This is a genomic window from Bacillaceae bacterium S4-13-56 (genome assembly GCA_040191315.1).
GTDB lineage: Bacteria > Bacillota > Bacilli > Bacillales > JAWJLM01 > JAWJLM01.
In genome coordinates, this window is record JAWJLM010000046.1 from 16,912 (window position 1) to 37,530 (window position 20,619).

Sequence of the window (20,619 nt, forward strand, 5' to 3'; positions counted from 1 at the left end):
TACTGTTAGAAAAGCTTGGCTTATCGCCAAGTCTTAATGGCGAAAGCCTCAGTTTTACTTATACTATCAACCGACCAAAGTTATAGCTGATGGTGTAAAAAAAGCTGACCTGATATCCAGGTCAACTCCTTCATTAACAACAATCAGATATTCCGTTAAGAACAATTCCTTTTTGTCCGTCTCTTTCTTCTACATCCAATTCAATTCCTTCAGTCTGATCTTTCACCATTGAGTCAATGGCAACTTTTATTCCGTTAATTTCTTTAATTTCATCATTTCCCTGTGGCTCATCCAGAGCCAACCCTAGTTTTGGACCTCCTCAGCCCATGCCTGCAAAATACAAGCGTAAACTAGAACCTTCTTCTTGTTGCATAATCTCGAGTATAAAATCTTTTGCATTATTTGTGATATTCAAGATGATGATCTCCTTTCCTTTATAACAGGGTTTTGCCCTTCACTTTGTCTCGGACTAGCCTTGCCTTTTGAATGCCTGTCCACTGTGCAAGTTCTTCATTAGAGGGGTAGGCCCCCACTTTTTCCAGTTTTTTATCTACAAGTACCGCTGGTAGAGCTTCTATTCCTTTTTCCTCTAGCAACTTCTGTATCTCTGATGATTCCACGAAGTGCTGAGGTTCATTACCTAAGTTATAACGTTTAATTTCAATTCCCTCTTTTTCGAGGATAAATATTGCATTTGCAATCCGCGTTAACTCTGGGTCAACATTAGGGCCACATACTCCTGTCGGACAACATAAAGCAGGGTCAAAAATTTCAATTTTACTCATATTTATTCCCCCGTTTCAGCAAATTGTTCCATTCGGTCCCTAATTTGATCTCGAACTCGCTGAAATACAGCCCATTTTTCTTCCTCTGTTCCTTGTGCCTTAGCTGGGTCGTCAAATCCCCAATGATCTCTTTTTACATGAGGAGGAGTAACTGGACATTTGTCTGCAGCATCTCCACATAGAGTAACCACTAAGTCCGCAGAGTTCAAAATATTTGTATCAATGATATCTGATGTTTGTTCAGAAATATCAATGCCTACTTCTTTCATGGCCTTTACAGCATTGGGATTAAGACCGTGTGCTTCTATTCCAGCACTTTTTACATCCCAGGTATCTCCTAATATTTTTTTAGCCCATCCTTCTGCCATTTGACTTCTACATGAATTACCAGTACACAAAAAATAAATTACTTTTTTCTCCATTGATCTAATCTCCTTTTCATGACTTGCAGCAAACTCGTAAACCACTTTGCTCAAGCTCTTTAATTTTTTCACGTTGTTCAGGAAAATGGGTCATGATACTTTTTATTAATGGGTAAATTTCCGTATCAGTATTTACCCGGTAAAAAATCCACTGACCTTGTCGTCTCTCTTTTACAACATCAGCATTTTTTAGCTTAGCCATATGCTGACTGATGGATGGTTGACTCATTTTCAATATTTCCACTAACTCACATACACAACATTCATCATGCATTAAAAGAGAAACAATATTTAATCTCGTTTTATCACCTAAAAGCTTTAATAACCTTGCTCCTTGCTCGACGTTCATTTGGTTTATTGTCTCCAACCCATATCCCCCCTATTGAACCCCTAATTTTAATAATTGCTCTATTCCAACAACATCTTCTGACTGCCAAGGAACAATGATTGTATTCGAAGCTAGCTTTTCCCGAACCATCTGAATCCATTGAATTTCAGAAGAAGCTCTTCCTTGAAGGATGGGGTCTGTCGTTTGGGTAGCTAAGAAGCTTTGATTAATAATCCACCAACTAGGTTCAATCTCTGCTCTACGTAAATCCTCTTGAAGTCTTCTAGCCTCATGGACAGGCGTTGCTTCTGGTAAAGTTACAATGGCAACAAAAGTTTGTTTAGGATCACGCAACCTCGGAATGAGGGCTTGGGCAGACTCCGGGATACTTCCTGTAGTTCGTTGCACTTCTCTATGGTAGGTTTCAGCAGAATCTAAAAGCAAAAGAGTATGTCCCGTTGGTGCTGTATCAATAATTACAAAAGCTGCTTCTTCCACTCGATGAACAACTTCAGCAAAAGCTTGGAAAACAGCAATCTCTTCCGTACAAGGAGATTCTAAATCCTCTTTCACATAAGCTATTTCTTCTTCTGTAAGTTCCTCATCTAATTGAGAAAGAACTTTTTGTTTATAGTCAGCTACTACCTGTTTGGGATCAATTCTGCTTACAGTTAACGTATCCAGGTTTACCTCTTGGTTCAGAACATGAGTTAAATGTGCAGCTGGATCCGTCGTTGTAAGGTGAACTCGGTGACCTTTTTCTGCCAATCCAACGGCTACAGCAGCAGCAATGGTTGTTTTTCCAACCCCTCCCTTTCCCATAGTCATAAATACACCGCGGTCCTTTAGACTAAGCTGATCTATAACAGCTTTAATCGATGGAATGCTTTCGGGAAGTTTTGTATTTATGCTTTGAGAAGGATTACTAATCGTTTCATTAAAAAATTTGTTCAACGCCTCGATACCCGTTAAATTATAGGGTACCAGTGGCAAATAGTAGGTTTTAGTGTTTGTAAAAAGATCATAAATTCCGTTAAGTGCATCCGTTTGCTTATCCTCAATCTGAATAGCAATAGGGTCATCTGACTTTCTTTCAAACAAACCATTTATCACTAATGACTGGTTTTTTATTCCAACTTCTTTTAATTCACTCGATGCTCTTTTTGCCTCTGCTAAAGATGAGTGATCCGGTCTGGCAACAAGAACAAGTAATGTTTCCATTGGGTTAGCTAATGCCTGAACCGTTTTTTCATATAATGCTTTTTTCTGATCTAAACCAGCTAACGGTCCTAAACAAGATGCACCATGTGTGCTTTCCTTTAAAAAGGAGTCCCATGCTGTTGGGAGTTGTAATAATCTTAATGTATGTCCAGTGGGTGCTGTATCAAAAATAATGTGGTCAAAATCCTGTGTTAACTCCTCATCCACGAGAAGTTGGGTGAATTCATCAAACGCAGCAATTTCTACGGTACAAGCTCCTGAAAGCTGTTCCTCCATATTTTGTATAGCTGCTTGTGGTAATTTCCCACGATAAGGTCCTATCAGCTTCTCCCGATACTCACTGGCAGCCTCTTCGGGATCCAAATTTGCTGCATATAATCCTGGTACAGATTCAATTTGGGTAGGATGATTATGAAGTTCTACTTCAAATACATCCTGTAAATTTGAAGCTGGATCCGTACTAACGATTAATACTCGTTTTCCCACATTGGCTAAAGCAACTGCTGTCGCGCAAGCAGTTGATGTTTTTCCAACCCCGCCCTTCCCTGTAAAAAACAAATGACGAGTATTTGTAATCATCTCTGGTTTTAACCGTTCCATATTGATTCCTCCAGATATCTTATTTCGAGGATACAACAGATATACCCTCTTATTAATTTTTAACTAATTCACTTTCAGGAAACCAATGCCTTGTGTTATTTGCAATTTTGACAAGTAAAAGCATTAAAGGAACTTCCACAAGGACACCCACAACAGTAGCCAATGTCGCCCCTGAATTAAGACCAAACAAAGCAATAGCTACAGCTACAGCTAGTTCAAAAAAGTTACTTGTTCCAATCATAGCAGCAGGAGCTGCCACACTATGCTCAATTTTCCATACCTTCGCCCAAAAATAAGCTATTACAAAAATAAATAATGTTTGAATGATTAATGGAATTGCAATAAGTCCAATATGAATAGGGTTTTCTAAAATAACATCTCCTTGAAAAGAAAAGATCAAGATTAACGTTAAAAGAAGTCCAATGATCGTAAATCTGCTAGCTTGCTTTAAATAAGTATTTTCAAACCAATCTTTACCTCTCTTACTGATCAACCATACACGTGAGATGTAGCCTGCCAATAGTGGAATTACGATAAAGAGAAAGACGGAAAGCAGGATCGTATCTAGTGGGACAATTACTTCATTAATTCGTAATAAGAGCATCACAATAGGTCCATAAGCAAAAATCATGATTAGATCATTTACTGATACTTGAACTAGAGTATAAGCAGCGTTGCCCTTTGTTAAAAGGCTCCAAACAAAAACCATAGCTGTACAAGGGGCTGCCCCTAGCAGAACCGCTCCGGCAATATATTCAGTTGCCATGGCACTTGGTAGGAACGATTGGTATACCACTCTAAAAAAGAACCAAGCAAAGAAAAACATAGTAAAAGGCTTAATCAGCCAGTTGACAACAAGTGTAATAATGAGTCCCTTTGGTTTCTTTCCGGCATCCATAATACTTGAAAAGTCTATCTTAGCCATCATAGGGTAAATCATAAACCAAATTAAAATGGCCACAGGGATAGAAACTGATGCATATTCAAAACGGCTTAATACATCGGGGATGATAGGAAGAAACTGACCAACTAAGATGCCAATCACAATACAAAGAGCAACCCAAACCGTTAAATATTTTTCAAAAAAACTAATTCCGTTCATGATACTCGACCTCTCTCAATCAAATATTTATTACAAACTCATTATATAATCATCTGCTTATATAATCAATCATTTATATTTATTGCAACAAAAAAAAGAAGCAACCCAAACTTAACGGGGTCAGCTCTAGGAGAGAAAACAGTAAATAATATACCAAATAGGAGTACAAATCGAATAGCGTTTCGCACTCCTATTTTTATTGAAATAACAACATTTATTTCCTATTAACACCTAACTTAACATAAGAAATCGCAACCTATTTAGGGTCTGCTCAATAAATATAAAATCCACTATTTACAAGGGTTTTCAACACATTTTGTCGAATATAAGTGTAAGGATTTCTTTAAAATGTATTAAATAACCCTTGCACTTGGAGGTATTATTTCATGTATAAAATGACTGAAAACCAATTAATTCTACCAGATGATTCTTTCTTGCCGTTTAGAGGAAAGTTAAATATAAATAACCGTTGGGTTACTTTGGCTAACCTCATTCCTTGGCGGAAAGTTGAAGAGGAATATGCCAAAACTATAAAGCAATCATCCCGCGGCCAACTGGCTCTTAATGTACGCGTCGCGCTTGGTGCGCTATACATACAACAACGAAAGGGTACCAGTGATCGAGAAACAGTGGAGGAAATTATGGAGAACCCATATCTTCAATACTTCTTAGGTTTTCCCGAATTTCGGGAAGAGGTACCCTTTGATCCATCCATGATGACCCATTTTCGTAAGCGTCTGGGTGCTGATATCATCAAGAAAGTTAACGAGTAGGATCGTTGGATGAAATGGTTAGAGAAAGCCGAAAATTGTCAGCATATCACAGCCACACGTACGTCCCATTGTACGTGGCAAGGCAAAGGCTGGTACAGAATTTCCATCAGTCTTGTTAATGGCTATACCCTAGTGGAGAAGCTAGATTGGGATAATTACAATGAAGGCATCACATTACAAGAATCGGCCGAGAATTTCAAAAGACGTTTCGGACACTATCCAGAAGCCATATTGGCTGATCAAATCTATCGCAATCGTGAAAATCGGGAATTTTGCGCAAAAAAGGGAATCCGCCTTAGTGGCCCCGCTCTTGGTCGCCCAACAAAGGCAAATGCAAAACAATTAAAACAACTGGCCAAACAGGATGCATCGGAACGCAACTCAGTGGAAGGGAAATTTGGAGAAGGTAAACGTCGCTATGGAATGGGGCTTATTTCAACAAACAAGTTAAACAGTAATTTCCCTACAATTACTGGTTATGAACCTGGAGCATAAGCTACGCCTTCTTTTTATTATTTTTTCAATTGTTGTGTAGAAATTAAATGGGCTGTTTAGTGAATCGTTCAGCAGACCCTATTTAGCAAAGAAACATAGATTTATGTACAACGTGAAATTTGCGTGTTAAAACGCTTGTTAAAAACAATGTTATTTTAACTGTAATATGTGCTACTAATAATGATTTGTTCTATTTTTGAGAAAAGTTTTCTGGTATTATATGTTAAAATATAGATAGAAGAACAGCACAGGCTTGTTCAACTAACAGGCAGAATAATTTAAGAATCCATATCGGGCATACTAACCTTTAATGATTTTTTCTGATTGGAGATGTAGGTTATGATTACAATTGCTAATGCTGAAAGCCACCTCAAAAATAGAACTGGTGAAATCACAAATGATGTTCAAAAAATATGGGAAGAGTTTAAGTCATTTGCAAAAGAAACTGTTGTAGGTGAAGAAGAAAAAGCCATATTATTTCAGTGTGGGGTGTATGACTTCACAGGTGAAAAACTATTTTATTATGATTTTGTTAGACAATTCACTGATGGAAATGGTGATATTCAACAATTACATTGTGAATTCGTTTTTGAACCGATTAAGGAGTTAAAGAAATTAGAAGCATCTGAATGGTATTTTGACACAGATGGTGATATAGATGACTTTTTTAATGAAATAGAAAATCTTGATGAATTCAAAGTTCCAATGAACCATACTCCACTTAGATTTAATTTATATCAAGAAGAGGCTTAACATCTTTCACTAACGGGTGCATTAGCACAATAACGACACTTCAATCTAGGTGTTATAAAACATGATAGTTAGAAATATCGGTGATATAATATTGGTAAAGAGTAAAAGGGGTGGAGCATGTTATGAAGTGGTCAGAAGTTAGGAGTATGTACCCAAACCAATATGTTAAAATTAACATCCTTGACTTTTACCTAGAAGATGATAAAAAGATTGTAACTGATGTTGCGTTAATTAATGTAATTGAAGATCCTAAATTAGCTACTAAAGAGTTACTCAAATCTAAGGGTGATACTATTGTTTATCATACAGGTGCTGAAGAAATAGTAATCGAGATGAGAAGAGCAATAGGTTTAAGAGGTATGCGATTATGAAGTTAGACTTTGTGAGTCATCTACTAGAAGTTGAAATGAAGATTTCTTACAAAGGACAAAGAAAAACAATTGATAAACTTGTAATTGATACAGGTGCAGCTCATACTCTTATTTCATCTGATATTGTTGACGAGATAGGCATATACTTTGAGAATGGGGATCCTCTTGTAAGTTCTTATGGAATTGGCGGTGAAGAGTATTCTTTCCGAAAAACAGTTGATTTCATTAAGCTGGATAATTATGAAATTCCTGATATGAAGTTAGATTTTGGGAATATATCTGATTGGGGAATCAATGGTCTAATAGGACTCGATATATTAATGAATGGACAGTTCATTATTGATTTAGGAAAATTAGAATTACTCCAAAATTAATATTGCGGATCTATTGAAGCAACAACTGTTCTTCTCTAATCGAAATCCAATAGATGCGATTCAAATTTTCACGGTGCTAGGAATCATAAAAATATATAAGCCAATATACATCATAGCTTGGGATTAATGCTATGATGTTATTTTTTAAAACAATGATATTGTGAAGTAATGTACTGCGCGAAACGTTTCCTTATAAGTGCCAAAACACGAAATAGGAGAATTGCTATTAAGCAATTACAACTAATTAACTGAAACTTGGAATGAAAGCCGTCATGTTGAGCTGAAACGAGTTATCTGATCCTCCTACATGCACATAATGATAGTAGTTAGAATGTGTATGAAGCTAGGTAAAGTCGGCTGAAATGAACCTAAGTTGCTTACCTAGAATATGGTTTGTGATAGGCCGGGATGCTACAAAATATCTACGGTGAGAATGTCCAATTGGACTGACGAACTTGCGGATGTACGGGTCTAGAAACTAATACGCTCGAAAGGCGTATGCTGCGAACGCAGTGTCAAACACCGAAAAGTACGAGTAGTGTATAGGAACTTCGGGATATCTAACAAATGAGGATATAGGTTGGCAGGCTTAAAGTGAGCACCTACGGATATATGTAAAGCTAGGTTAATCGGAACGTTGTAAGTAAGAAACATCTACTATTAAACGACTACTATCGGGATGGTGTCTATAAGATAATTATTTATCGAAGTGACTTTATTCTTGCGAAAGTAGGGACACAGTACCGTTGAAGCGTGTAACGAACGTGGAGGGATAGTCCCAAGTCTTCTCTTTGAAAACTAACATAACTAAATGAAACTCACATGGTCGAGTAAGATGATGGGATTTTCCGCAAGGAAGGAGAAACAATCCATCGGTGAGTACAGCTTTACGACATGCAGAATATTACGGTATGCAAGACATATTTGATGACCTTTATGAGCGAAGTAAAAACAATGCTACAAAGGGTTTAAGGCTATATGAACATATCATATCAAAAGACAATATCTTATTAGCCTTTCGGAACATTAAAGCGAATACAGGTTCAAAAACAGCTGGAACTGACGGCATCACGATTGACCAATACAAGATTGAAAACGCTGATGAATTTATCGAGGAAATCCGAAAAACATTACAGAATTATAAACCTCAAACGGTACGAAGGGTTGAGATACCAAAACCTAGTGGCAAGAAACGCCCATTAGGAATTCCAACTATGAGAGATAGATTAATTCAACAGATGTTCAAACAAGTATTAGAGCCAATATGTGAAGCTAAATTTTATCACCATTCATATGGTTTTAGACCAAATAGGTCAACTCATCATGTAATGGCTAGATGTCAGTTCTTAGTCAATAATGTGAAGTTGCATCATGTAGTAGACATTGATATACAAGGTTTCTTTGACAACGTGAACCATTCAAAGTTAATTAAACAAATGTACAGTATAGGCATACGGGACAAAAGAGTTTTAACGATTGTCTCGAAAATGCTAAAAGCACCAATAAAAGGCGTAGGTGTTCCAACTAAAGGAACCCCGCAAGGGGGAATATTATCTCCTCTTTTATCAAACATTGTTTTAAATGATTTAGATTGGTGGATAGCTAACCAATGGGAATGCTTAAAAACAAAACAAACTTATACACCTTGCGGTAAATTAAGGGCGTTAAAGAGAACGAATCTCAAACAAATGTATATCGTCAGATATGCAGATGATTTCAAGATTTTCACGAATTCCCCTAAGTTAGCTATCAAGATATACCATGCCACCAAAGGATACCTAAAGAATCAATTAAACCTTGATATATCAACTGAGAAATCAGCGATTACTAATCTTAGAAAGAGAAAATCTGATTTTCTAGGTTTTTCTCTCAAAGCAGTAGCTAAGCGTAATAAGTATGTAGCCAACACACACGTTATGGATAAAAAGATGAAAAATATACTAGAAAAACTTAGATGTTTAATTCGCAAAATCCAAAATAAGCCAACGCCACATACTGTCATGGATTATAACGCTTATATTCTCGGAATAAAAAACTACTTCAAGGTTGCGACTCATATTAATATAGATTTTGGAAAAATATCCTATCTTCTATTGAAAACCATGTATAATCGTCTAAAGCCAATTGGCAAATATGGAAAACCTATTAAGCCATCAGATACATACAAGAAACTTCATAAGAATAATTTCAGAACATATAAAATTGCTGGTGCATATTTATTTCCTTTAGGAGACATTCAAACAAGGAATGCCATGAACTTCAGTCAAGATATATGTAATTATACAAAAGAAGGAAGACTTAAACTTCATCAAAATCTTAGAGCCGACGTTGCCATAGAAATTAACAAAATGTTACAAATACCCTACGGTAAGGACAATTTAGAAAATGCAGATAACAGAATTTCAAGGTACTCAATGCAATTAGGTAAATGTGCAGTAACAGGGGAATTTTTAATATCTAATCAGGTACACTGTCATCATAAGATACCCCGACATATGGGAGGTACAGATGAATTTAATAATCTTGTCATCGTACATAAAGATGTCCATAGATTAATCCATGCTACAAGTGAAAAGACGATTGAACGATATAGGAACATTCTTCAATTAGATGGAAAACAATTGAAGAAGCTAAACCAATTTCGTAAAGTTTGTAATTTAGTTACTTTAGTTTAAAAGAATAAGATGGAACGCCTAATGCGGTGAAAGCCGCACGTTGGGTGTGGGGCAGGGGAAAAGATGGAGATTGCATCAAAGTCTTACCTATTGCTATTAAAGTAACGGATGCACATCTACAACAAGGTAGGCGAGTATTTTGGTTAAAAAGAAACAAAAAGTTTTTAAATACAATCAATATTAGCAGCATTAACGGAACATATTGCCGAAGAAAGTGGTTCATCCATTCTTAAACAAACGTGAGAATGGATGTTACAGTTTTTCTGTATGACTTTTTATTGTTGAAACAATTTCTTCAAACTTGTATTTATGATTTACGACATCAACAGTAAAGTCTTGTTCCTCTTCAATTCCCATTTTCCATTGATAATGGTTTATTTTCAAAAAGACAATTAATGAAGCAAGGGCTGTTCGCTTATTCGCATTATGAAAGGCATGGTTCTTAGCAATTGACTCAAAAAGTGCGGCTGCCTTTTCGTAAATAGATGGGTACGCATCACTACCTAAGACTGACTGTTTTGGTCGGTTAATAGCTGAATCAAGTAGGTTTGGATCTTTTACTCCTAAAGGTTCATCTGGGGAATATAGACGAATTTGTACTGTATTAATAGCAATGACTTGGTTTGTTGTAAGATAGATGACTTCATCCATTATCTGTTCACTAACCCTTTAAACGCTTTGTCATGCTCATTAATGACATTATTTAAAATATCCATGAATTTTGCATCGACACCTTCAGGAAGTGTTACCTGTTCTTTTTTTCTCAAAACAATTTTCCCATCCTTCACTTCAACTTGGACATCATCTCCTTGTGCTAAGCCAACTTGTTTAAGTAATTCAGTAGGAAGAGTGATTCCAAAACTATTTCCAATCTTAGTCACTTTTCTTTCGAATTGTTCCAAAAGATCACATCCCCATTATAATTGTTATAACGATTATAACATATAAAAGTGATCTTTAAAAAATATGATAGTACGTGAATGGTACACTTGAAGTAAAGGGTGCCGCACGACAAGTTCTGTTATAAGCGTTCTAAACGTGAAAGAGAGAAGATAATCACTGATTAATCTTAACTTTATAACCAAGAATGGGACTAATCCAAAGTAATTAAGATACACCAGTAGTTAATGTGAAATGTTATAATATGGTTCACTCCCAAAAATGTCACTTACTTACATCCGACACCACATATAGTATGAGATGTGTTAATCAGCCTACACCATCTCGTGGTATCTAAGCATTATTTTTAGAAAACCTCCTTTTTGGGGACTCCATAATATAGATAATGATTTAGACGAGAGGAATGATATTAATGGCAATGGAGGAATCTAAAGCGAAAGTTGGTATAAACCCTGAATTCCTGCCTTTTTTAAAAGGGGAAAACGTGAATTCTGTTGATGAAGATGTCAATATATCGTTAGTCATGTATTTGTTTCGGCAAGAAAATTAACTTTGGCACGAGCAGCAGAGTTAAGTGGTAAAAGTATATCTGACTTTATTCAGATTTTAATTGATCACAATATTCACTGGGGTAAATATTCAGAGGAACATAAAAAGCAAGATGACGAAACAATTAAATATATCTTAAACGAAGTTGGTAAAGATAATGAAAGCAATATGTAATACTAGTCCTATTATTGGTCTTTCTATAATCGGTTGTCTTGACACAAGAAGTATATAGGGAAGTTGTGCATAAATGCAGTGAACAAGCAATTGGAAAACATGAGTTAAAAAATGATGTGAAAAAAGGGTATATTGAGGTTTATGAGGTAAAAGACCAAGAATTTGTAATGAAATCATATGGACGTTTGCATAAAGGGGAATTAGAGGTAATCGTGGGAGCTAAAGAACTTAATACAAGTATTGTAATTATAGATGAAAAGTCAGCAAGGAATTTTGCTGAAGCATTGATGCTCAGACCCTTAGGGCTTATTGGTATTTTGAAATTGGCAAAACAAAAAGAAAAGATAAATGAAATTAAGCCATTCATTGAATTACTAGTATTGAAAAAGTTTCGAATGTCTAAAAAAATGATAAAACTAGTATTAAAGGAAGTTGGAGAAATCTAAGTGCAAAACAAAGACACTGTGTAAATTCTATTTTTGTGGGACCTAATAAACAATGTGGTAATGATTAATGTCCAGTAATGTTTACTGGGCTTATTTTGTTAAAAGTAATTATAATTTGTGAAACCTATCACTTAAAGTAAAGGGGGCGCTTTAGTTTATTTATACTGTGAATTATAGTTCGGAATGTATGCTAATCATCATGTTATTACTATTGTGATTAGTGTTTCTCTCTCCCGAAACTGAACCTGTTAACCCAAACTAGGCTGCTCATTATGTTCATTTTGACTCTTATCTTTTTGAACCATGAACATGCTCCTTTTACCCTCATTTATTATTAATCTTCCCTTCTTAATAAAAAATGGGAGTGGAGCATTTTAACAGTTAAATCGAATGCAATAGTTGTACCAATATGTAGATAGCGACTGCCCAAATGATGATCGCCGAAATCTTGTTTATTAGAAGGAGTAGTTTCCCTTTTCCAACTAGATTTCCAATCACTCGACCTACAATAGCCAGACCAATAAACCAAAGCCAAGATACATGACTTTCTTTGCTCCTGAGCACACCAGGGAGCTTGTTCCAATTACCCCAATTGTTTCTAATATAGCGCGTGAGAGCTTAAAAGAGAAACAGACATTGCAAAAACAATTGAGCACCTAGTGGCTAAATTAAACCTAAGGCTAAAATAAAACCATGCAAAAGCGCAGCGACCATTTTTATTTCTCCCTAATTGCGTTGATGCTATATTTTATCATATAAAAGTCGTTACATCTCTATTTTATACCCAAGTCCCCTTATCGTTTTAATATGATGAAAATCAGGATCATGTCTACCAATTTTTTCTCTTAGACGACTTATATGAACATCTAAATTTCTAGAGTCCACTCCAAACTCATATCCCCATACGTCTTGAAAAATTTGATCACGAGTTACTAATTTTCCCTTGTTTCTAGCAAAATAAGAAATTAATTCAAATTCTTTTAATGTTAATTCAAGCTTAGATTTTCCCACAAACGCATCATGTTGTTCGTGGAAAATTTCAACAGAACCTAATTGATCTTTATGCTCATATTCTTTTATTCCGGATGTGTTCCTTCTTCGAATAATAGCTTTTATTCTTGCAACAAGTTCAGGTACACTAAAGGGCTTGGTCATATAATCATCGGCTCCAAGCTCCAAACTCAATACCTTATCAAACTCCTCATCCTTAGCGGTCAACATAAGAATAGCAACATTTTCATTTCTGAATCTCAACTCTTTACAAACTTCGATTCCATCTTTTTTAGGTAACATCATATCTAAGACCATTAGAGTTGGGCGGTGAACATAAACGGAGCGAATGGCTTCTTCCCCATCCATTGCCCTAACCACCTGAAAACCAGCCTTTGTTAAATTAAAATCGAGCAATTCTACAATTGAAGGTTCATCATCAACTACTAAAATTTTTTCGTTCATCGAACCTCTCCCACTCTATTTTTATATATCCATATTACTTTTGTATTGTTAACCAATAATTAAGGGATTGTAAAAGAAAGGTAAAGAAGGAACGTTTTAAATAAGAAAAGAGTAGAAATTACTTCTACTCCACTTCTGTATTCAAATTCATTTCCAGCGTAATAAAATACTTAATTTACAACACTCTCCCGCTTCTACGGAGGAGGATAACAGAAGATGAATACCATCAGGATTAAATGTAGTTTTTACTTTTGACTTCACTCCTGTTGATTCAATCAAACGTTCCACTTCCTTCTGCTGAGACTCCTGAGCCGCTGACATAACTTTTTGGGCAAAGGATTTTGATTGAGCAAGTCTATCCAAAATGACACTAGCATCCTTTAAGAGTTTTTGCATCTCTATAGCCGATTCATTAAAGAGTGTCGGATCCACTTCTGGGAATTGGGGTCTATAAGAATATATCCCATTCATAGGATATGAGTTATAAACAGGGGGAATGTTGGGATAAGGATTAAATCTTTGCCAATCATATGGGTTGTACACTGGAAAACCTCCTTATATAGTACTTGTAACAGTATATGATTTAGGGAGGCTCCTGTGCTTGTCGCTCATTGTTTAGTTTTGAGGTGATATTATGAAATGGAATCCGATGCCATCTTCTTTCTTTCAACAAGAAACGCTAGTATTAGCTCAGGATTTATTAGGAAAAATTCTAGTAAAGGAAACTAAAGAAGGAACTACTGCTGGATGGATTGTGGAAACAGAAGCATATAAAGGACCCATGGACCGTGCCGCTCATAGTTATGGGAATCGAAGAACAAAAAGAACCGAGATTATGTTTGGTGAACCTGGTTTAGTATATACCTATCAAATGCATACCCATTGCCTTGTCAATGTTGTCAGTGCTCCTATTGAGCAACCAGAAGCTATCTTAATTCGAGCCGTTGAGCCAATACAGGGGATTGAGCTTATGTATCAACGGAGAGGAAAAGATAAGAAGAAAACAGATCTGACAAGTGGTCCTGGAAAATTAACAAAAGCTATGGGAATAACTATGGAAGACTACGGAAATAAATTTTATGAATCATCCCTCTATATCGCTGAGGGAGAAAAACCACACGAGATTTCATCGGGGCCTCGTATTGGCATCGGAAATTCGGGAGAAGCACAGCACTATCCTTGGAGGTTTTGGATTACTGGAAACTCATTTATTTCGAGATAATAAATGTTTTTTGTTTAGAGTTGAGGAGCTGGGGGTTGAGGGGTGTATTGGGGGTTGAGGGGTGTATTGGGGGTTGAGCATTCGCTTGATACTTTGAGCATAAAACGAGAATACTGCGCATATGGGATAAAGAGTGAGCATTACCGTAAAAATACCGCGCATAAAATCTCGATTTTTGAGCATAACCCCCTCAAATTCCGAGCATTAAAGGCAAGAGTAGCGCATAGACAAGTTAGTTTGAGCATATAGAGAGAGTAACTTCATAGGTTTCTGTATATTTCTTCATACGTTTCATATGGTTAATAACAAACTCTAAAAACTATTAGATTAGATAAACAACCCGGTAATTTTATTTGATTGCCGGGTTGTTTATGATTATTGTTCTTACTATTCATCGCGTCTTACAACTGACCTCAAAATTCTTCCACCAACTGATCTACATTCATTTCTCTTCGATTTCCCTTTTTCCTTCTTCTCACGGCGATTGAATTATTCTTGATTTCCTTATCTCCAATCACCATCATATAAGGAATCTTTTGCATATCTGCTTCACGTATTTTCAGCCCTACTTTTTCAGAACGGTCATCCACTTCGACACGAATGCCTTGGCTCATCAATTCTCGTTGAACGTTATAAGCATGACCTACATGAGACTCAGCTATGGGAAGTATTTTCCCTTGCACAGGGTGGAAAGTCCCCTTCATAATGTTCAATCAATATGGCCATGAACCTTTCGATGGATCCATATATTGCACGATGGATCATAATCGGACGATGAGCCTCGTTATCTTCGCCAATATAAGAGCAATCAAATTTTTCTGGCATTTGAAAATCTAATTGAACAGTTCCACATTGCCAACTACGGCCAAGTGAATCTAATATATGAAAATCAATCTTTGGACCATAAAAGGCACCGTCTCCTTCATTTACCTGGCAAGAGATTCCCTTATCCTTCCATACATTCTCTAAGGATTTCTCGGCTCTATTCCATATTTCAATCTCTCCCATAAAATCTTCTAGGCGAGTCGACAGTTCAACTTTATAATCAAAGCCGAATTTCTTATAAAACTCATCAATTAAATCTCACTTTCAATCTGCTCCTGACGAGAAAAGATATGAGCATCATCTTGAGTGAAAGATCTAACTTAAGGATCCTGACAATTCATGACGATGAACGAGACCACGACCACATTCCTCCCTATACAAGGGACGAGTGTGGTCATGGTTCCACCCAAATTCCAAAAATGCATAAAACAAAGCATTTTGCTTAAAAAGTTAACGGTTTCCCCGATTGTGGATAATAAGTGGATAAACACCGTTCCCCACAATTGCTCCAAGGTGGTAAATCGTTCCCGTCTCTTACAGGGCTTTCAGCCGGTGACCCTGCTCTCTAATAAGAACCTAAAAAATGATTCATGTCCTTTTCACTGCATACGTATTATTTATTTTTATGATTTATAAGTGGAAATCAAATTAAAGTCAACAACTCTTACAACAAAACATTTCTTTCACTATCCTAGGATAAATGTTGGAAATACGCTATTATGAAAGCAAAGGAAAGGAGGATATTTATGACAACATTTCGCGCACTGATGGTTGATAAAACAGAGGCGGATTTTTCTGTACAGGTAAAAGAGTTGACCAAAAACGACCTCCCAAATGGAGACGTCTTCATTAAAGTTGCATACTCCAGCATAAATTTTAAAGATGGTTTAGCCAGTGTTCCCAATGGGAAAATCGTAAGAAGCTATCCATTTATCCCTGGTATTGATTTAGCTGGTACCGTTGTTAGTTCAAAGGATTCTCGATTTAAAGAAGGGGACGAAGTTATTGCCACTAGTTATGAAATTGGAGTGTCCCATTTCGGAGGATATAGTGAGTATGCTCAAATTCCTGCTCAATGGGTCGTTCCACTTCCAAAGGGACTCACCCTAAAAGAATCAATGATTTACGGTACGGCAGGTTTTACTGCTGCCCTATCCATTCAACGGCTCGAAGAAAATGGAGTAACTCCTGAAAAAGGTGAAATTTTAGTTACGGGTTCCACTGGTGGAGTGGGAAGTCTTGCTGTAGCTATGTTAGCCCAAAAAGGATATGAAGTTGTTGCAAGCACAGGTAAGGAATCAGAGCATGAATTTTTACAAAATATTGGGGCAAAAGAAATTATTTCACGTGAGGATGTCTATGATGGAGAAACAAAGCCACTAGACAAACAACTTTGGGCTGGAGCAATTGACCCTGTTGGAGGGGAACAGTTGGCAGCTATTCTTAGCAAAATCCACTATGGAGGATCTGTTGCAGTATCAGGATTAACAGCAGGTACAAATGTGCCAGCAACGGTTTTTCCCTTCATCTTAAGAGGAGTGAATTTACTGGGAATTGACTCCGTATACTGCCCAATGGATGTCCGCAGTCCTCTATGGGAAAGATTAGCAAGCGATCTAAAACCTGAAAAGCTTTTACATATTGTTCAACAGGAAATCACCTTAGATGACCTCCCACAATTTCTTCCTTCGATATTAAAAGGACAAATGCATGGAAGGGTTTTAGTGAAATTATAATATCCCGAAGAGGAGGGTCGCCCATTGGAAATCCCAATACAATCTCATCTTCTTTGTGTATCTAAAGTTCCTATATTTAATCATCTAACTAATGAGGAATTGCAGGAAATATCTTCTGTCATTCATCATGTCCATTTTAAAAAAGGAGAGGTCATTTATCTTTCAGAGGATGTCCCCGAGCAACTGTTTGTTGTTCACAAAGGGAAGGTAAAGCTTTACCGAATGTCTGAATCAGGTAGAGAACAACTACTCCATGTTCTAGAATCCGGAGAATTTATGGGAGAGACCTCACTTTTTAGTAAAAAGCCTTTAACCCATAATGCAGAGGCACTTGAGGCTACGGATATGTGTTTAATTCACAGAAAAGAATTAGAAACATTTCTAGTGAAATATCCTTCTATAGCGATGAAAATAATCGAAGCCTACAGTCAGCGCATTGAGCAATTAGAGGAATTGATTGAGCAGATGGGGCTCCAGGACTCAGAACAGAGAGTAGCATCCATTCTTCTCCACCTAAAACCCACACATTCCTCTACCATTCATTTATCGTTTAGCAAACGTGATCTAGCTTCCCTTATTGGGACTACGCAGGAAACATTAAGTAGAAAGTTAGCCTCCTTTCAGCAAAACGGTTGGATAGAGTTAAAGGGCCAAAGAGAAATACGGATTCTAAGTGAAGAACATTTACATGATATCGTTTCTAAAAAATAACCTTCAAAGGGTTATTTTTTTTTGTAAATTTGATATCGGTCAAAGAATTGAGTGACCATCCCTTGTATTCTTAAGTTAATAAAAAAAGGAGGAATTATAAATGACTACAAAAACATTACGTCTTGAACCACTCACTTGCCCAAGTTGCATTCATAAGATTGAAAAAGCTGTTTCTAAGGTAAATGGTGTATCTAATGTGGAGGTAAAGTTTCACTCTAGTAAAGTAAAAGTAACTTTCGATGAACAAAAGACTGATCCAGCATCATTAGCGTCAACAGTAACTAACCTAGGATATCAAGTATTATCATACTAGAGATAGGACCTATCTCTCTAAAAGGAGAAGAAAAAAATGCACAAAAAACAAAAGGAAAGACGCGTGATTTTTTCTGGGATTTTTATTGTTGTAGCTCTTCTATCAAACTATTTAAATGTCAATCCCGTTATTGGTAATAGCTTGATGATTGCCGCTGCAATCATTGCAGGATATCCTATAGCAAAAAATGCGATACAGGAGATAAGATATAAAGTATTTGGAATTGACGTCCTTGTAACTGTTGCGGTAATAGGTGCTATTTTCATCCAAGAATATTGGGAAGCTGCAGCTGTCACCTTCTTATTTATGCTTGGATCTTATCTGGAATCGAGATCTTTAGAAAAAACAAGATCATCCATTCAATCCCTGTTTGATAAAGCCCCTAAAAAAGCAACGGTTTTAAGAAATGGGATGGAGATGGAAGTTGATCCTTCCGAAGTACAGCGTGGAGAGACCGTCATTATTAAGCCAGGAGAAAAAATACCTGTTGATGGTTCTGTTTTAAAGGGGAAAGCTTCCGTTAACCAAGCGGCCATCACCGGAGAGTCAATACCTGTCGAAAAAAACGGGGAAGATCAAGTGTTTAGCGGGACCGTCATTGAAACAGGGTCCCTCCAAGTGAAGGCAGAAAAAGTAGGGGAAGATACAACCTTTAGCAGGATTTTAGAAATGGTAGAAGAAGCACAAGATTCAAAGGCTCCTACTCAAAAATTTCTAGAAAGATTCTCAAAATACTACACACCAAGTATTCTTATCTTTGCAATCGTCCTCTACTTGATAACAATGGATATTGAATTAGCTCTAACTCTACTTGTCATATCGTGCCCAGGTGCTCTTGTCATCTCTGCTCCAGTATCCATCGTTTCAGGAATTGGTAATGCAGCAAAACAAGGAATCCTCTTTAAAGGGGGCGAATACGTTGAAAAAATGGCAAAGGTTAACGCAATCGTATTCGATAAAACAGGTACACTAACTATTGGCAAACCAGTAGTTACTAATATAAAGAGCTATGGGATAAATGAACAACAGCTACTCAAACTATCAGCGCGTGCTGAGATGCACTCTGAACATCACTTGGCAAAAGCGGTTGTAGAGGAAGCAAAAAAGAAAATCAAAGAACCTCTCACATCTGCTGAAGAATTCGAATCGTTAGCAGGCCATGGGGTACGTGCCGAGGTGGATGGTGAAGAGATTTTTATAGGAACACGTAGTCTTATGAAAAAACATCAAATTCTTATACCTGAGGAAATGGAAGAATACTTGGTCTCCGAGGAAAAGAAAGGACAGACAGCTGTACTTGTTACTAATCACGAGAAAGTTCTTGGAGTTATTTCCATCGCAGACCAAGTTCGTCCTCACACAAAAGATATGATACAAAAAATCAAGAAATCAGGAATTCAAAAAACAATCATGTTAACGGGAGATAACCCAAGGACAGCAGCAACTGTTACAGAAGAAACTGGGGTTGATGAATATCGAGCAGACCTACTACCCGAAGATAAAGTAACTGCAATTAAAGAACTACAAGAACAGGGTTACACTGTAGCTATGATTGGAGATGGAATAAACGATGCTCCTGCCCTCGCAACTGCTGATGTTGGAGTAGCCATGGGAGCTGCTGGAACAGATGTTGCCATGGAAACAGCGGATTTAGTTCTTATGTCTGATCAAATTGAAAAACTTCCTTACAGTATTGGTATAAGCAAAGCCACTATAACTAACATGAAACAAAATATCACGTTTGCTGTTGTTGTGGTTATGAGCCTATTAATAGGTGTTCTTACCAAAACGGTCTTCTTAGCATCAGGTATGCTTATCCATGAGGTTAGCGTTTTAATCGTGATCATAAACGCCATCCGATTATTAAAATATAGGGTGAAAGAGAAGGAGATTCAGTCATATAGCAAAGTCATAAGGCAACATGTAGAGGAATAAGGATAGGTCCTTTTATTGAAGTTGAAAAGCCGGGTACTTTGGAAGGGTGCCTGGTTTTAGTGCTAGAGGTTTTTCATTCATTTTATTACTTATGGTTTTGGTGCTAAATGTGGTGGTTGGGTGCTAATCTTTTAGCTTGAGTGATTATTTGATTCATTGGGTGACAGTTTCAGAAATTTAAGTGCTAAAACCCTTGATTTGCGTGACGGTTTTGGGAGGGATAGTGCTGTTATATAAGGATGCGTGCTACGATCCTTACTTGAGTGCCGCTGACCCTATTTGGGTGATGAATTAGTTCATTAAGTGATAAGTAAATTCTCTAAAATCATTAATTTAATACAACCATTCGGATTTGGGTGCTGAAATTTATGCGTAAGTGCTCTTTTTCATGGTTAAGTATCAGCTACACTTGAATATAAAAAGGATGATTTCTCCATGGAGAAATCATCCTTTT

24 protein-coding genes and 2 pseudogenes are annotated in these 20,619 nt (G+C 36.8%); 13 read left to right on the plus strand and 13 right to left on the minus strand.

The window, feature by feature from the left end:
* Nucleotides 1–133: 133 nt before the first annotated feature.
* The 6 genes from RZN25_12555 to arsB form a co-directional block, all read right to left on the minus strand.
* On the minus strand, nucleotides 134–301 hold the full coding sequence (locus RZN25_12555) for a hypothetical protein (GenBank protein MEQ6377648.1): 168 nt from the start codon (nucleotides 299–301) through the stop codon (nucleotides 134–136).
* A 133-nt stretch (nucleotides 302–434) separates the two neighbouring features.
* Nucleotides 435–785 (minus strand): arsenite efflux transporter metallochaperone ArsD, encoded by a 351-nt coding sequence (gene arsD, locus RZN25_12560; GenBank protein MEQ6377649.1) that lies wholly within the window; start codon nucleotides 783–785, stop codon nucleotides 435–437.
* A gap of 2 nt (nucleotides 786–787) precedes the next feature.
* Entirely contained in the window at nucleotides 788–1,207 is a 420-nt protein-coding gene (arsC, locus tag RZN25_12565; protein ID MEQ6377650.1) for an arsenate reductase (thioredoxin), read from the minus strand.
* Between the two features lie 16 nt (nucleotides 1,208–1,223).
* Entirely contained in the window at nucleotides 1,224–1,574 is a 351-nt protein-coding gene (locus RZN25_12570; protein MEQ6377651.1) for a metalloregulator ArsR/SmtB family transcription factor, read from the minus strand.
* Nucleotides 1,575–1,586: 12 nt separating this feature from the next.
* A complete protein-coding gene (gene arsA / locus RZN25_12575; GenBank protein ID MEQ6377652.1) occupies nucleotides 1,587–3,356 on the minus strand; it encodes an arsenical pump-driving ATPase in 1,770 nt (589 codons plus the stop codon).
* Nucleotides 3,357–3,408: 52 nt separating this feature from the next.
* Nucleotides 3,409–4,458: an ACR3 family arsenite efflux transporter gene (gene arsB / locus RZN25_12580; protein MEQ6377653.1), complete on the minus strand. Its 1,050-nt coding sequence runs from the start codon at nucleotides 4,456–4,458 to the stop codon at nucleotides 3,409–3,411.
* Between the two features lie 386 nt (nucleotides 4,459–4,844).
* On the opposite strand from arsB, the pseudogene RZN25_12585 reads away from it, so the two are divergent.
* The 5 genes and pseudogenes from RZN25_12585 (at nucleotide 4,845) to ltrA (ending at nucleotide 9,899) form a co-directional block, all read left to right on the plus strand.
* A pseudogene (locus RZN25_12585) lies at nucleotides 4,845–5,766 on the plus strand (transposase).
* 299 nt (nucleotides 5,767–6,065) lie between these two features.
* Complete coding sequence (locus tag RZN25_12590; GenBank protein ID MEQ6377654.1) at nucleotides 6,066–6,479, plus strand: hypothetical protein; 414 nt, start codon at nucleotides 6,066–6,068, stop codon at nucleotides 6,477–6,479.
* A gap of 122 nt (nucleotides 6,480–6,601) precedes the next feature.
* On the plus strand, nucleotides 6,602–6,850 hold the full coding sequence (locus tag RZN25_12595; protein MEQ6377655.1) for a hypothetical protein: 249 nt from the start codon (nucleotides 6,602–6,604) through the stop codon (nucleotides 6,848–6,850).
* Nucleotides 6,847–7,224, plus strand: a complete 378-nt coding sequence (locus RZN25_12600; GenBank protein ID MEQ6377656.1) for a retropepsin-like aspartic protease — start codon at nucleotides 6,847–6,849, stop codon at nucleotides 7,222–7,224. Before RZN25_12595 ends, RZN25_12600 begins: the two co-directional genes overlap by 4 nt.
* 875 nt (nucleotides 7,225–8,099) lie before the next feature.
* Nucleotides 8,100–9,899, plus strand: coding sequence for a group II intron reverse transcriptase/maturase (ltrA, locus tag RZN25_12605; GenBank protein MEQ6377657.1), 1,800 nt, complete (start codon nucleotides 8,100–8,102; stop codon nucleotides 9,897–9,899).
* Between the two features lie 252 nt (nucleotides 9,900–10,151).
* Here ltrA and RZN25_12610 read toward each other — a convergent pair whose 3' ends face one another.
* The gene (locus RZN25_12610; protein ID MEQ6377658.1) at nucleotides 10,152–10,550 is read right to left on the minus strand and encodes a type II toxin-antitoxin system death-on-curing family toxin; all 399 of its coding nucleotides are present in this window, start codon (nucleotides 10,548–10,550) and stop codon (nucleotides 10,152–10,154) included.
* Nucleotides 10,550–10,801, minus strand: coding sequence for an AbrB/MazE/SpoVT family DNA-binding domain-containing protein (locus RZN25_12615; GenBank protein MEQ6377659.1), 252 nt, complete (start codon nucleotides 10,799–10,801; stop codon nucleotides 10,550–10,552). The genes RZN25_12610 and RZN25_12615 overlap by 1 nt, the downstream gene beginning before the upstream one ends.
* A 410-nt stretch (nucleotides 10,802–11,211) precedes the next feature.
* Between RZN25_12615 and RZN25_12620 the strand changes: the two genes are divergently transcribed.
* From RZN25_12620 to RZN25_12630, 3 genes are all read left to right on the plus strand, one after another.
* Nucleotides 11,212–11,349 carry a hypothetical protein gene (locus RZN25_12620; GenBank protein ID MEQ6377660.1) on the plus strand — a complete coding sequence of 46 codons (138 nt, stop codon included), beginning with the start codon at nucleotides 11,212–11,214 and terminating at the stop codon, nucleotides 11,347–11,349.
* Between the two features lie 2 nt (nucleotides 11,350–11,351).
* Nucleotides 11,352–11,522: a hypothetical protein gene (locus tag RZN25_12625; protein MEQ6377661.1), complete on the plus strand. Its 171-nt coding sequence runs from the start codon at nucleotides 11,352–11,354 to the stop codon at nucleotides 11,520–11,522.
* A gap of 65 nt (nucleotides 11,523–11,587) precedes the next feature.
* Nucleotides 11,588–11,968, plus strand: coding sequence for a DUF3368 domain-containing protein (locus tag RZN25_12630; GenBank protein ID MEQ6377662.1), 381 nt, complete (start codon nucleotides 11,588–11,590; stop codon nucleotides 11,966–11,968).
* A gap of 381 nt (nucleotides 11,969–12,349) precedes the next feature.
* Here RZN25_12630 and RZN25_12635 read toward each other — a convergent pair.
* From RZN25_12635 to RZN25_12645, 3 genes and pseudogenes are all read right to left on the minus strand, one after another.
* Nucleotides 12,350–12,608 (minus strand): annotated as a pseudogene (locus RZN25_12635) (amino acid transporter).
* A 125-nt stretch (nucleotides 12,609–12,733) separates the two neighbouring features.
* Nucleotides 12,734–13,423 (minus strand): response regulator transcription factor, encoded by a 690-nt coding sequence (locus RZN25_12640; protein ID MEQ6377663.1) that lies wholly within the window; start codon nucleotides 13,421–13,423, stop codon nucleotides 12,734–12,736.
* A 147-nt stretch (nucleotides 13,424–13,570) separates the two neighbouring features.
* Nucleotides 13,571–13,966, minus strand: coding sequence for a hypothetical protein (locus RZN25_12645; GenBank protein MEQ6377664.1), 396 nt, complete (start codon nucleotides 13,964–13,966; stop codon nucleotides 13,571–13,573).
* Between the two features lie 91 nt (nucleotides 13,967–14,057).
* Between RZN25_12645 and RZN25_12650 the strand changes: the two genes are divergently transcribed.
* Nucleotides 14,058–14,645 (plus strand): DNA-3-methyladenine glycosylase, encoded by a 588-nt coding sequence (locus tag RZN25_12650; protein MEQ6377665.1) that lies wholly within the window; start codon nucleotides 14,058–14,060, stop codon nucleotides 14,643–14,645.
* Nucleotides 14,646–15,058: 413 nt separating this feature from the next.
* Here the strand turns inward: RZN25_12650 and RZN25_12655 are convergent, their stop codons facing one another.
* Together RZN25_12655 and RZN25_12660 are read right to left on the minus strand one after the other, a co-directional pair.
* Complete coding sequence (locus RZN25_12655; GenBank protein MEQ6377666.1) at nucleotides 15,059–15,328, minus strand: His/Gly/Thr/Pro-type tRNA ligase C-terminal domain-containing protein; 270 nt, start codon at nucleotides 15,326–15,328, stop codon at nucleotides 15,059–15,061.
* Nucleotides 15,300–15,653, minus strand: a complete 354-nt coding sequence (locus RZN25_12660) for an aminoacyl--tRNA ligase-related protein (GenBank protein MEQ6377667.1) — start codon at nucleotides 15,651–15,653, stop codon at nucleotides 15,300–15,302. Before RZN25_12660 ends, RZN25_12655 begins: the two co-directional genes overlap by 29 nt.
* 563 nt (nucleotides 15,654–16,216) lie before the next feature.
* Between RZN25_12660 and RZN25_12665 the strand changes: the two genes are divergently transcribed.
* From RZN25_12665 to RZN25_12680, 4 genes are all read left to right on the plus strand, one after another.
* The gene (locus RZN25_12665; GenBank protein ID MEQ6377668.1) at nucleotides 16,217–17,206 is read left to right on the plus strand and encodes an acryloyl-CoA reductase; all 990 of its coding nucleotides are present in this window, start codon (nucleotides 16,217–16,219) and stop codon (nucleotides 17,204–17,206) included.
* Between the two features lie 24 nt (nucleotides 17,207–17,230).
* Complete coding sequence (locus tag RZN25_12670; protein ID MEQ6377669.1) at nucleotides 17,231–17,917, plus strand: Crp/Fnr family transcriptional regulator; 687 nt, start codon at nucleotides 17,231–17,233, stop codon at nucleotides 17,915–17,917.
* 100 nt (nucleotides 17,918–18,017) lie between these two features.
* A complete protein-coding gene (locus RZN25_12675; GenBank protein ID MEQ6377670.1) occupies nucleotides 18,018–18,230 on the plus strand; it encodes a heavy-metal-associated domain-containing protein in 213 nt (70 codons plus the stop codon).
* 36 nt (nucleotides 18,231–18,266) lie between these two features.
* Nucleotides 18,267–20,165, plus strand: coding sequence for a cation-translocating P-type ATPase (locus tag RZN25_12680; protein ID MEQ6377671.1), 1,899 nt, complete (start codon nucleotides 18,267–18,269; stop codon nucleotides 20,163–20,165).
* Nucleotides 20,166–20,619: the final 454 nt, after the last annotated feature.

Bases quoted from the DNA above. Each gene is read 5' to 3' on its own strand.
- arsD (MEQ6377649.1), bottom strand. From the start codon at position 785: ATGAGTAAAATTGAAATTTTTGACCCTGCTTTATGTTGTCCGACAGGA.
- arsC (MEQ6377650.1), bottom strand. From the start codon at position 1,207: ATGGAGAAAAAAGTAATTTATTTTTTGTGTACTGGTAATTCATGTAGA.
- arsA (MEQ6377652.1), bottom strand. From the start codon at position 3,356: ATGGAACGGTTAAAACCAGAGATGATTACAAATACTCGTCATTTGTTT.
- arsB (MEQ6377653.1), bottom strand. From the start codon at position 4,458: ATGAACGGAATTAGTTTTTTTGAAAAATATTTAACGGTTTGGGTTGCT.
- RZN25_12590 (MEQ6377654.1), top strand. From the start codon at position 6,066: ATGATTACAATTGCTAATGCTGAAAGCCACCTCAAAAATAGAACTGGT.
- RZN25_12595 (MEQ6377655.1), top strand. From the start codon at position 6,602: ATGAAGTGGTCAGAAGTTAGGAGTATGTACCCAAACCAATATGTTAAA.
- RZN25_12600 (MEQ6377656.1), top strand. From the start codon at position 6,847: ATGAAGTTAGACTTTGTGAGTCATCTACTAGAAGTTGAAATGAAGATT.
- RZN25_12610 (MEQ6377658.1), bottom strand. From the start codon at position 10,550: ATGGATGAAGTCATCTATCTTACAACAAACCAAGTCATTGCTATTAAT.
- RZN25_12620 (MEQ6377660.1), top strand. From the start codon at position 11,212: ATGGCAATGGAGGAATCTAAAGCGAAAGTTGGTATAAACCCTGAATTC.
- RZN25_12640 (MEQ6377663.1), bottom strand. From the start codon at position 13,423: ATGAACGAAAAAATTTTAGTAGTTGATGATGAACCTTCAATTGTAGAA.
- RZN25_12650 (MEQ6377665.1), top strand. From the start codon at position 14,058: ATGAAATGGAATCCGATGCCATCTTCTTTCTTTCAACAAGAAACGCTA.
- RZN25_12660 (MEQ6377667.1), bottom strand. From the start codon at position 15,653: ATGGGAGAGATTGAAATATGGAATAGAGCCGAGAAATCCTTAGAGAAT.
- RZN25_12665 (MEQ6377668.1), top strand. From the start codon at position 16,217: ATGACAACATTTCGCGCACTGATGGTTGATAAAACAGAGGCGGATTTT.
- RZN25_12675 (MEQ6377670.1), top strand. From the start codon at position 18,018: ATGACTACAAAAACATTACGTCTTGAACCACTCACTTGCCCAAGTTGC.
- RZN25_12680 (MEQ6377671.1), top strand. From the start codon at position 18,267: ATGCACAAAAAACAAAAGGAAAGACGCGTGATTTTTTCTGGGATTTTT.